Origin of the sequence: Paraburkholderia sediminicola (assembly GCF_046027355.1) — a bacterium.
Classification (GTDB): domain Bacteria; phylum Pseudomonadota; class Gammaproteobacteria; order Burkholderiales; family Burkholderiaceae; genus Paraburkholderia; species Paraburkholderia sediminicola_B.
The window spans coordinates 19,252-31,106 of sequence record NZ_JAQQEK010000057.1; the positions used below are offsets into that span (position 1 = coordinate 19,252).

The window sequence follows — 11,855 nt, forward strand, 5'->3', positions numbered from 1 at the left end:
ATGACAAGGTATTCCCGGCATATGCGGGTAAAGCGAAATGGGCTCACCCCGCATTCATACGTGCCTGACTTCTTATTCGTCCTTCAGCAGGAATGCCGAGCTTTGTGTACATTCGCGCTTGAGTTACGTTGCAGCACATCGGCACGTGGCCCAAGGCGACCCTCTTCGTTGCGCATGTCTTTCTCTTCCAAACGCCGGGCAATTGAAAGATGCACGCAAGCTTTTTGACTGATCGTAAGCAGCAGAGCAATTCTCAAGAAATGCAGATTATGCGTAGCCCTATCCAGTATTCCGTCACGGTCGGATATGCCGTCAGTTCAAGTGCGTCCTGTGCTTGTGGCAGGTACAAGCACGTGGCTGCGCGTCATCGCACGCCGCGCTAGCCTCCGCCAAGACACTCTTACGTTTTACCCCAAGCTCTGGAATTCTCATGCTCGGCCTAGTCCGTATCGCCCTTCGGCGACCCTACACCTTCGTAGTCCTGGCGATCTTCATCCTCATCATCGGTCCTTTGTCCGCGATGAGGACGCCAACCGATATCTTTCCGGATATCAGGATTCCCGTGATCAGCGTCGTGTGGCAGTACACGGGTCTGCCGCCGGACCAGATGGTCGGCCGCATCACCTCGCCATTCGAACGCACGCTGACGACCACGGTGAACGACGTCGAGCATATCGAGGCGGAATCGGTCGCCGGCTTCGGGATCATCAAGATCTTCTTCCAGCCGGGCGTGAATATCAGCACGGCGAACGCGCAGGTGACCTCGGTTGCGCAAACTCAATTGCGGCAGTTGCCTGCAGGTACGACGCCTCCTCTGATCCTGAACTACAACGCGTCGACCGTGCCGATCATCCAGTTGGCGCTGTCCGGCAAGGGACTTTCAGAACAGAACCTCGGTGACCTTGGCCTGAATGCGGTGCGCCCGATTCTCACGACGGTCGCAGGCGCAGCGATTCCTTACCCGTTCGGCGGCAAGACACGTCAGGTGCAAATCGACGTCGACCCGGCGGCACTCCAGGCGCGGGGCTTGTCCGCACAGGATGTCGCCAATGCGCTTGCCGGCCAGAACCTGATTACGCCGGTCGGCACCGAAAAAATCGGTGACTACGAGTACACGTTGCAACTGAACAATGCACCGTCGCAAATCAAAGCGTTGGGCGATCTGCCGGTCAAGGCGGCCAATGGCACCGCGGTCTATATTCGTGACATTGCGAACGTGCGCGACGGCAGCCCGCCGCAGACCAATATCGTGCACGTCGACGGCCGGCGTTCGGTACTGATGTCGGTGCTCAAGAACGGTTCGGTGTCGACGCTCGGCATCATTTCCGGCATCAAGCAGCGGATTGCTGCAGGTAAGGCGTCATGGCCCGATAACCTGCAGATCCAGCCCATCGGCGACCAGTCGCTGTTCGTGCGGGCGGCGATCACCGGCGTGGCGCGCGAGGGCGTGATCGCGGCTGTGCTGACGAGCCTGATGATCCTGCTGTTCCTTGGCAGTTGGCGCTCGACGATCATCATCGCAACCTCGATCCCACTCGCAATCCTCGGCTCCATCGCCACGCTGTCCGCGCTCGGCGAGACGTTGAACATCATGACGCTCGGCGGTCTCGCGTTAGCAGTGGGGATTCTGGTCGACGATGCCACGGTGACCATCGAAAACATCAACTGGCACCTCGAGCATGGCAAGGAGGTGGAGACGGCTATTCTCGACGGCGCCGCGCAGATCGTCACGCCGGCGTTCGTCTCGCTGCTCTGTATCTGCATCGTGTTCGTGCCGATGTTCTTCCTGAACGGCGTCGCGCGCTTCCTGTTCGTGCCGATGGCTGAGGCGGTGATCTTCGCGATGATCTCGTCGTTCATCCTGTCGAGAACCCTTGTGCCGACGATGGCCAAATACCTGCTGAAACAGCATGTGCAGGAAGAGCACGCCGAGGACACGAAGCGCCCCGGTCCGCTTGGGCGTTTCCAGCGCGGCTTCGAAGCGCGCTTTGAAAAGGTGCGAAGCGCCTACCGCAGGTTGCTCGAACTCGCGCTGACCCACCGGCGTCCGTTCGTCGGTGGCTTCCTCTGCTTTGTCGCCCTCTCGTTCGCACTGGTGCCTTTCCTCGGCCGCAACTTCTTCCCTTCGGTCGATTCCGGACAAATCCTGATGCATGTGCGCGCACCGGTCGGCGTTCGCGTTGAAAAGACCGCGCAGATCTTTGCGAATGTCGAAGGCGCGATCCGCCAGGTCGTTCCGCCCGCGGATCTCGGCACCGTGGTCGACAACATGGGTCTGCCGGTCAGCGGGATCAACACCGCGTACAACAACACCGGTACGGTCGGCTCGCAGGACGGTGACATCCAGATCGCACTGAACGAAGGCCATCGTCCAACCGACGAGTATGTTCGCGTCATGCGCGAGAGATTGCCGCGAGAATTCCCGGGCGTCACGTTTTCGTTCCCGCCAGCGGACATCATCAGTCAGATCCTGAATTTCGGCTCGCCGGCGCCGATCGACCTGCAGATTCGCGGCAATAACCTGAACGCCAACTACGCGTATGCGGACCGTCTGCTGCGCCAGGTTCGCGATGTGCCGGGCGTGGTCGATGCGCGGATCGAGCAGTCGCACGGCAACCCGACCTTCAACGTCGATGTCGACCGCACGCGCGCGCAATTGCTCGGCATCACCGAGCGTGACGTGACGAACAGTATGGTGGTGAACCTCGCGGGTTCCAGCCAGGTCGCGCCCACGTTCTGGCTGAACAACGCGAACGGCGTGTCTTATCCGATCGTGATGCAAACGCCGCAATACAGCCTCGATTCGCTCGCCGCCCTGCAAAATCTGCCGATCACGGCCAGCGGCGGAAGCACCGCCCAGATCCTCGGCGGTCTGGCGACAGTCGAGCGCACCAGCAGCAATGAGGTTGTCAGCCAGTACAACATCCAGCCCATGGTCGAGATCTTCGCGACCACCCAGGACCGCGACCTCGGCGCGGTGGCGTCCGATATCCAGCGCATCGTGCACGACAACGCCAACACCTTGCCCAAGGGCTCCTCCGTTGCACTGCTGGGCCAGGTCCAGACGATGAACAGCGCCTTTGCCGGCATGTTGTTCGGCCTGCTTGGTGCGGTGGTGTTGATCTATCTGCTGATCGTGGTCAATTTCCAGTCGTGGGCCGACCCGTTCGTGATCGTGACCGCGTTGCCTGCCGCGTTGGCAGGTATCGTCTGGATGCTGTTCGCGACCCACACGACGCTCTCGGTACCTGCATTGACCGGTGCGATCATGTGCATGGGGGTGGCAACGGCCAACTCGATTCTGGTCGTCAGTTTCTGCCGCGAACGTTTTGCCGTCCACGGCGACCCGTTCAAGGCCGCGCTCGAAGCGGGCTTTACGCGTTTTCGCCCCGTGCTCATGACCGCGCTCTCCATGATCATCGGCATGATGCCGATGGCGCTTGCCTTAGGCGAAGGCGGCGAGCAAAACGCGCCGCTTGGCCGCGCGGTGATCGGCGGTCTGCTGTTTGCCACCACCGCTTCGCTGTTCCTCGTCCCCGTCATTTTCTGTATCGTTCACGCGCGCCCCGGGCGCGCGGCTACCCCGGCATCCGTCTCGGGAGGTCCTGCTCATGTCGTCTGAATCTACTTTTCCCACTAATACACCGTCGCGCCGCCCGCTTCTGGTAGCCGGCGTGGTCGGCCTGCTGGTCGTCTTAGGCGTCGTCGTCGCCGGTCTCACGCTGCGAGCCGCCGATGCCCGCAAACTGAAAACCTGGACTGACGCCCAGGCCGTGCCGACCGTCAACGTGATCCAGCCCTTGCGCGACGCCAACGGCCCCTCGCTGCAACTGCCCGGCCGCCTCGAAGCGTTTACGCGGGCGCCGATTTTCGCGCAGGTCAGCGGCTATCTGAAATCATGGAATGTCGATATCGGCGCGCCGGTCAAAGCGGGCCAGGTACTCGCCGAAATCGAAACGCCCGAGCTCGACCAGCAACTATTGCAAGCGCGCGCGGATCTCCAGAGTGCACAGGCGAATGCTTTACTTGCGGGTACGACTGCCAAGCGCTGGGAAGCGCTAAGCGGCACCGATTCCGTCGCCCAGCAGGATGTCGATCAGCGTACGGCTGATTACGCCGCCAAGGAAGCGATCGTCGCGGCCGCAAAGGCCAACGTGGACCGCCTCGTCGCCACCAAGGCTTTCGCGCACATCGTCGCGCCATTCGACGGCGTGGTGACCGCCCGCGATACCGACGTCGGCGCGTTGGTCAACGCCGGCAGCGGCGGGGTCGGACAGGAGCTGTTCGCGGTCTCCGACGTCAAGCAGCTACGCGTGTATGTCCAGGTGCCGCAGAACTACGCACCGACGATACACGATGGCACCACCGCCATCCTGACCGTTCCCGAGTATCCCGGCCAGCAGTTCGCCGCGCGCGTGGTTGCAGCGGCAGACTCGGTCAATTCGAGCTCGGGAACGACGCTGGTTCAACTGCTGGTCGACAACGCTACCGGCAAGCTGCTGCCGGGTGGGTTCGCCAGCCTGAAATTCTCGTTGCCCGCTTCCGCCGATTCGCTCCGTGTACCGGCCAGCGCGCTCGTCTTCGATAGCCGCGGCGTCGTGGTCGCCACGCTTGGCGCGAACGGTCACGTGCTGTTCAAACAGGTGAAGATCAATCGCGACCTGGGCGACTCGGTGGAGATCGGCTCAGGGCTCGCCGCAACCGATCGCGTGATCGATACACCGCCCGACGGACTCGCTGACGGCGACAGCGTGGAGGTGGCGACGGCGACCGACAAGAAGGCAGCTGCACATGGTTAAGTATGGACTTCCGGCGCTTCTCGCGAGCGTCGTCGCGCTCTGCGCCTGCTCGTTCGCGCCGCAATATCACGTCCCGCCGACGCCGATCGCGGCGCAATACAAGACGGTCGGCCCGTGGACCACTGCACAGCCCGCCGACCGGATAGACCGCAACGGCTGGTGGAAGATGTATGGCGACGCGCAGCTCGACGATCTCGAAGCGCGTCTGCTGGCCAACAACACCGACTTGCGCGCGGCGTACGCACACTATGCGCAAGCGCAGGCTTTCGTGGCGCAGGTCGAGTCGGGCCTGTACCCGTCGATCAGTGTGAGCGCCGTGCCGCTGCGTGAGCGCCAGTCCGACAACCGGCCGTTGCGCGCGGGCGGCCCGAACGACTACAACTCCGTCACGCTTGGCGGCGAAATCAACTATGACCTCGACCTCTGGGGGCGTGTGCGCGACTCCGTCGTGGCCGGCAAGGACGAGGCGCAGGCGACCCAGGCCGATCTGGCCTCGGTCAGGCTGAGCCTGCAGGTCGAACTCGCGGACAGTTGCCTCCGCTTGCGCGGCCTCGACCAGCAAACCGAGCTGTTGAACGAAACTGTCGTGGCGTATGCGAAGGCCCTGCAACTCACGCAAACTTTGCACAACGGTGGGATCGTGTCGGGCCTCGACGTTTCCCGAGCGCAAACGCAACTTTCGTCGGCGAAGTCGCAGCTTTCGCAGAACCTGGCGCAACGGGCTCTGCTTGAACACGCGATCGCGGTCCTGGTCGGAACCTCTGCGTCCGAATTCAGCCTGCCGCCCCAGACCGCCGCCATCGCGTTGCCGGCGATTCCCACCGGCCTGCCGTCCACGCTGCTGCAGCGCCGGCCCGACGTCGCTGCGGCGGAACGCCGCGTGGCCGAGGCCAACGCAAAAATTGGCGTCGCGCGGGCGGCCTACTTCCCGGACATCATGCTGAGCTTGCAGGGCGGTGTGCAAAGCGCAGCCTACGCCGGCCTCGTTAGCGCGCCCAATCTGTTCTGGGCGGTCGGCCCGCAGCTCGTGCAGTACGTGTTCGACGGCGGGTACCGTCGTGCGCAACTCGATTCCGCCAAGGCGGCAACCGAAGAAGCGGGAGAACGCTACCGCGGCGTGGTGCTGTCTGCATTCCAGCAGGTTGAAGACAACCTTGCCCTGCTGTCGTATCTCGGCACTGCGTTGGGTGAGCAACGGGATGCAGCCAACGCCGCGCAGTACTCGGTCGACCTCGCGTTGCGTCAATATCGCCAGGGCGTGGTGGGCTACCTCGATGTCGTGCAGGCGCAGACGGTCGCACTGGAAGCGCAACGCAGCGTGCTCGATATCCAGACGCGCCAGTTGAGTGCGAACGTGCAACTCCTGCATGCGCTCGGCGGTGGATGGTCGAGCGATGAACTGGCTCAAGCGGCTGCGGCGCCGGCACTCGTCGCAACAGCGACAGCACCCAGCGCGAATTGACCGCCGCTGCACGGCGCGGGAACGGCAGCCCCGAATTGTTGGCTACTTCGGAGCGCGTTCCCTGTCCGGACTATTGCAAGCTGTTGGCGGTCGCGGAAACGTTGAACTCGGAGTCGTCGCGGCGATCAGTCGGCCGTGCGTCTTCCGAAACCGGCGAACGGTGGTTGCTTCTGTTCAACCTGGCAAACCGCGCTTTGGCCTCGATCACGTGTCTGGTCGCAGCCGCCGTCAGTTGCTGATCGTGAATGGCGAGAATTTCCTCAAGCATACTCGCGACCTCCGCACTGACTTGCCACACGCCGTCACACTGTGCCCTGCCAGCAGCCTGATCCAATGCAGCCTCGGCGCGCCGATACAAATCGACAGATGCATTGCCGAATCCGGCCTCTTGTAAGTAGAACGTCAGATAGACGGCTCTGTTCAGCTCACTGATCAGATGAGCGTTTCCTTGCCCTTTGCGGCAGACCGCAAGCGCAAGGTGATTTGCGAGCGAGATATCAGAGGCAGCTCGCCTCGTCATTGGGAGCAGCATCTCCTTGCTCAGGTGACGCCGACCAAAAGAAGCGCGGCCCGTGGGCCGGCGAGTGCTATGGGACATTGAAAGTGTATCGACTAGAGAGTTGCGAAACGGCCCTGCTGACTCGCGAATCATCGACATTCACGGTTGGGTCGCGTCAATTCTATAGCGATATCGCCGAGGCTGTATTTACGATAAATTTGCGACGGCACTGTGCCGCCTAGCCACAATCGAATTCCGAGGCCACTTGCAAGAAAGCCTGGATCAGCCGGATACGCACCGAGGTGCGTCCCCATATCAACCCGACCACGCGCTTCTGAAACGGATGCGGCAGCGGCCATTTGGCAAGCGCTAGATCGGCGGGTGGTTTTGTCGTCCAGTCGGGTACGAGCGAAACGCCGAGACCGCGGTCCACCAGCGCGGCAATCGCGCCGAGCCCGTCGAGCTCGCAGCGTTGATGCGGCGTGATGCCATGTTGCCGAAGGTAGCTCTCGGCGAGTTGCCCACCGACAACATTGCGGTCGTAACGGAGAAACGGTTCCGTCTGCAATGTGACGTGCGGATCCGTCACCTTCATCGCGGCAGGCGTCAGGAGCACGAGCGGCTCTTCCCTGAACGTGTGCCAGTCGCAGCTTTTCGGCAGATTGAACGGCGGCCGTGCGACGACCGCGGCATCGAGATCGCCACTGACCACTTTCCGATACAGGTCGTGCGAGGTGCCAGGCTCGAGATAAAAGTCGATTCCAGGGTGACGCGCCAGCAGTTCGGCAAGCATGACGGGGATTAGACTCGTCATCATCGTTCCCATGCCGCCTAGGCGCAGTTGCCCACCCAGCGTCGACGGATTCTCCAGATCCGACTTCAGGTCGCGGATGTCGTGCAGCACCTTGCGAGCGCGTTCGAGGATGCGCTCGCCGGCCTCCGTCGTACCGACCGTGCGTCCGCAGCGGCGCACGAGCTGACCGCCCAACTCCGTCTCGAGCATCTTAACGCGCTGTGCCACCGCGGCCGGCGTCAGATCGAGCCGACGGGCGGCTTCCGCGATCGAGCCAAATTCGACCACGTAGACAAAGCTCTGAAGATAGCGGGAGTCCATCGAAAGAAATTTTATGTTTTGAAGAAAGTAAAGACTACTTCTTCTGAGGGGCGATGACTAGCATACTCGTCGCAAACGTCGACCGAGAGCCTGGCGATCCATAAATAGGAACGAGACGATGACTGTGTCAGCCAGCCTGTCCGGCACGACTGAAACGCTTGTCAAAAGCGTTGCGCTGTTCAACCTCGGCACGCTGATCAACGACCAGTCGTCGTTGACGATGCGGCGCGGAATGGGCACACGCGTCGAGGTTCCCGTGACCGGCGCCTTGATCGAAATGACGGACGGTGAACATATTCTGTTCGATACCGGTCTTCTGCCGCATGACTGCGAACGAGATCATCGCGCCGATCCCTGCCTGTCGATGAAGCGCTTTTCCGAAATGATCGCGCGCTATGACCGACAGGACGACATTCGCGCCCGGCTGGCCGACCTCGGTCGTACGCCGGAGGACGTCAAGATCGTCATCAACAGCCACTTCCACTGGGACCACTCGGGCGGCAACCGGTTATTCCCTCACGCGCGCTTCCTGGTACAGGGTTCGGAATACCGCTTTGCGTATCAGCCAGACAGCTTTGCCGCGCGGCCGTACGAGCGCGCCTACTTCGATTGCGACATCGACTATGAACTGTTGCGCGGCGATCAGGTGGTCAAGCCCGGCGTGGCCGTGCTCACGACACCGGGCCACACGCCGGGACATCAATCGTTGATGGTGCGTCTGCCGTCGGGCTCGCTCATGTTCATGACCGGCGACGCCGTGTTCTGCCCGGCCAATCTCGAACCCGATTCACCGCCCGGCAATGCGCACACGACCGAACAGGCGATCGCATCGATCGCGCGGTTGCGCCTGCTGTGCGAGTTCTTCGGCGGTGAACTGGTGATCTGCCACGATCCCGACTTCTGGAAGAAGTGGCAACCGGCGCCGCATCGATACACATGAGTCGGAAGGTCTGACCCCGGATGCTCAGGGCGGCGCAAGACCGGATTTAGTTCTTGCGCTGCCTGAGCAGAATTTTGTGCGGTGCCTCGCATGCTGAGACGGCCAAGACCGTCGCGATGCAACGCCGCGATAGTTTGCAAGACGTAGCGATACAAAGATAAACACGTGCTGTCGCATTGGGCTAGTTGCCGCCTTGTCGCCATGCACGCGAAACGTGGAGACAGACGATGAAGCAAAGATGGTTTCGCTTACTGCCCGTGATGATGATGACCCTTATCATCGCTTTCATGGACCGCACCAACATCGGCTTTGCGATTCCGTCGATGGGCAAGGAGCTCGGACTGACCGCCTCGATTCTCGGATTCGCGTCGGGCGTGCTGTTTCTCGGCTACGGCGCTTCGCAGGTTCTGGGCGGCTGGATCGCCGACAAGGGCCATGGCAAGGTGCTGATCGCCATGCTGATGGTGCTGTGGGGAGCGATCGAAATGGCGCAGGGGTTTGTGCACAATGCGCAGCAGCTGGTCGCGGTTCGCTTCGCGATCGGCGTATTCGAAGGCGGCATCTTCCCGACGTTCCTGCTGTTCGTCAGAAACTGGTTCGCGCCGTCCGAGCGTGCTCGCGCAAATGGCATCTGGCAACTCTGTTACCCGTTCGCCGCGATGGCGAGCGGTCCTATCGCCGGCTACATCCTGAAGCTCGGCGACTGGCGCACGTTGTTCATCGTCGAGGGCGTGTTCCCGCTCGTATGGGTGTTTGTGTGGCTGTGGGGCGTGGCCGATTCGCCGCGCAACGCGAAGTGGTTGAAAGCCGCCGATCGCGCGCAACTGCTCGAACACCTCGACTCGGAAAACAAGCGGCACGCGTCGCAAGCGCCGTCGCCAATACCAGTGTCCTTCAGCTCGCAATTGCGGCGCCCGGCGGTGTGGCTCTTTACAACGGCGATTCTGCTTTGGAATACCGGCTTCCTCGGCTTTGTGATCTGGCTACCCAGTGTGATTCATCAACAGCCGGGGCTTTCGCCGACGGACATCGGCTGGCTCTCATCGATTCCCTACGCGTTCGCGATCGTGCTCATGCCGATCCTGACCTACTGGTCGGATCGCAAACTCGACCGGCGGCTCTTTTCCGCGATACCGCTAGCGATTTCCGGCCTGGCTCTTCTGGTTGGCGGCGAGACCTTTGAGTCCAATCCCTTCGTCGCGAACATGGCGCTGCTCGTTATCGCCGGCGCGACACTCTACGGATCGCAGCCAGTACTCTGGTCGATCGCCACCGAGCTCGTCCCCCCTGAAGTGACGGCTCGAATTAGCGGCATGATCAACGGTATCGGCATGATCGGGGCATTTGGAGGACCTTACTTCGTCGGCTTCGCGCGCTCGTTGACCAACTCGTTTTCCGCCGGACTGTTGGTCATGGGCCTCTGTCTGATTGGCACAAGCGCGTTCGTGATGTTGATCAAGGAAACCGCGAGACCACGACGTCAGCGTGACACGACGGCGGAGCCGAATATGGGTCGTAGCTGAGCCTGGGATAGCACGTCGGATCCGCTCATGCTCGACATCCCCACTCGCGCGCTGTTCGGCATGTGAAATGCCGCCCATGGCGAGCGGCATCGTGCCCATTGCGCTCAGCCGCCGTGAAGCGCATTGCTCAAGCCTGCATCGGACAGCGCACAAAGTGCCACCGCCGACCAGTCGTGCTCAGCGCCGAGCCCTTGCGAGCGCAACGTCAGGAACCGGTCGTGGACGAGACTTGCCAGCGGCAGCGGAACGCCCAGTGCCTCAGCGGCTGCCAGCATCAGGCGGTTGTCCTTCTGGCCGAGCGGCAACGAGAAGCCAGGCGGCTGGAATTGCTGCGACGCAATTAGCGGGCCGTAGATCTTGTATGGCGGCGCATTGAAGTTTGCACTCGTCAAGAGCTCGACCAGACGCATCGGATCGATGCCGGCCTTGCCCGCTACGGCACAGGCTTCGCCCAGCGTTTCGATGATCACGGACAGCATGAAATTGCCGATCAGCTTCACCAGGTTCGCCTGCGAAGGATCCTCGCCGACAATGCCGACCGACTGCCCAAGCGTTTCGAGAAGCGGCACGGCAACCTTGAGGTGCTCGTCCGCGCCGGCCGCCATGATGAACAACTTGCGCGCCGCCGCGGCATCGGGCCGGCCGAACACCGGCGCGGACACGAAGGCAAGACCCGCTTCACGGTACTTCGCAGCGTGATCCTGCGCGGCGGCGACACTGATCGTGCTCATCGAGATGTGTAGCGCACCCGGCTTCAGCGTGGTGGCGATGCCCGCCTCGCCGAACGTGACCGCTGCGTGCGCGGAATCGTCGGCCACCATCGTGAAGACTACGTCGGCCCCCAGCGCCGCCTGCGCGGGACTCGACGCGACACTCGCCCCCGCTTCGCGCAACGGTTCGGCGCGGGCCGGACTACGATTGAAAACCTGCACGTCGTGCCCGGCGTCGATCAGGTTCTTCGCAATCGCTGCGCCCATCGAGCCAAGTCCTACAAATCCAATTTTCATAATGCCATTTCCAAATGATCGGCCGCGCGAATGCGGGCCTGTTCAGACTGCAAATTGATAGACCTGACGGCTCACGTCGAGTGTCACGTCGCCGTGTTCGCCCAGTGCCGTCATCCCGTGCTCTTCGAGTTTCGTGATCAGCGTGCCGATCGACTGGCCGCTGATCTGATAGTCGCGCAAGCGGGTTCCCACCGACATGCGTTCGAAGAACACACGCGTCGCCGTGATCGCCGCACTGATACGTTCGTCCTCGCTGCCTTCAGTGATGTTCCAGACTCGTTCGGCGTACTGCAGCAACTTCCCGCGTTTCGACTCGCGGCGCACGCTCAGCATGGCCGGCAGGACGATGGCGAGCGTCTGTGCGTGATCGAGTCCGTGCAGTGCCGTGATCTCGTGGCCGAGCATGTGGGTTGCCCAGTCCTGCGGCACACCGGCGCCGATCAGGCCGTTCAAAGCCAGCGTTGCCGTCCACATCAGGTTGGCTCGCACCGCATAGTTGTGCGGCTCGGCG

9 protein-coding genes are annotated in these 11,855 nt (G+C 62.0%); 5 read left to right on the forward strand and 4 right to left on the reverse strand.

Annotated elements, in window-relative coordinates; genetic code table 11:
* The first annotated feature begins 430 nt into the window (after positions 1-430).
* From PQR42_RS43435 to PQR42_RS43445, 3 genes are read left to right on the forward strand one after another with little or no spacing between them, the layout of a single operon-like run.
* Positions 431-3,622, forward strand: coding sequence for an efflux RND transporter permease subunit (locus PQR42_RS43435; protein WP_408495791.1), 3,192 nt, complete (start codon positions 431-433; stop codon positions 3,620-3,622).
* Positions 3,612-4,799 carry an efflux RND transporter periplasmic adaptor subunit gene (locus tag PQR42_RS43440; protein WP_408495793.1) on the forward strand — a complete coding sequence of 396 codons (1,188 nt, stop codon included), beginning with the start codon at positions 3,612-3,614 and terminating at the stop codon, positions 4,797-4,799. The genes PQR42_RS43435 and PQR42_RS43440 overlap by 11 nt, the downstream gene beginning before the upstream one ends.
* On the forward strand, positions 4,792-6,261 hold the full coding sequence (locus PQR42_RS43445; protein WP_408392407.1) for an efflux transporter outer membrane subunit: 1,470 nt from the start codon (positions 4,792-4,794) through the stop codon (positions 6,259-6,261). The genes PQR42_RS43440 and PQR42_RS43445 overlap by 8 nt, the downstream gene beginning before the upstream one ends.
* A gap of 70 nt (positions 6,262-6,331) precedes the next feature.
* On the opposite strand, the gene PQR42_RS43450 is transcribed toward PQR42_RS43445, so the two are convergent.
* Positions 6,332-6,793: a hypothetical protein gene (locus PQR42_RS43450; RefSeq protein WP_408495795.1), complete on the reverse strand. Its 462-nt coding sequence runs from the start codon at positions 6,791-6,793 to the stop codon at positions 6,332-6,334.
* Positions 6,794-6,998: 205 nt separating this feature from the next.
* Entirely contained in the window at positions 6,999-7,874 is an 876-nt protein-coding gene (locus PQR42_RS43455; protein WP_408392413.1) for a LysR substrate-binding domain-containing protein, read from the reverse strand.
* A 118-nt stretch (positions 7,875-7,992) separates the two neighbouring features.
* On the opposite strand from PQR42_RS43455, the gene PQR42_RS43460 reads away from it, so the two are divergent.
* Together PQR42_RS43460 and PQR42_RS43465 are read left to right on the forward strand one after the other, a co-directional pair.
* Positions 7,993-8,814: an N-acyl homoserine lactonase family protein gene (locus tag PQR42_RS43460; RefSeq protein ID WP_408392416.1), complete on the forward strand. Its 822-nt coding sequence runs from the start codon at positions 7,993-7,995 to the stop codon at positions 8,812-8,814.
* A gap of 227 nt (positions 8,815-9,041) precedes the next feature.
* Positions 9,042-10,337, forward strand: coding sequence for an MFS transporter (locus tag PQR42_RS43465; RefSeq protein ID WP_408392419.1), 1,296 nt, complete (start codon positions 9,042-9,044; stop codon positions 10,335-10,337).
* A gap of 104 nt (positions 10,338-10,441) precedes the next feature.
* On the opposite strand, the gene PQR42_RS43470 is transcribed toward PQR42_RS43465, so the two are convergent.
* Both PQR42_RS43470 and PQR42_RS43475 read right to left on the reverse strand, forming a co-directional pair.
* Positions 10,442-11,344, reverse strand: coding sequence for an NAD(P)-dependent oxidoreductase (locus PQR42_RS43470; RefSeq protein WP_408392422.1), 903 nt, complete (start codon positions 11,342-11,344; stop codon positions 10,442-10,444).
* Positions 11,345-11,386: 42 nt separating this feature from the next.
* Positions 11,387-11,855, reverse strand: a 469-nt coding sequence (locus PQR42_RS43475) for a dehydroquinate synthase/iron-containing alcohol dehydrogenase family protein (RefSeq protein ID WP_408495798.1), incomplete at its 5' end; no start/stop codon positions are given.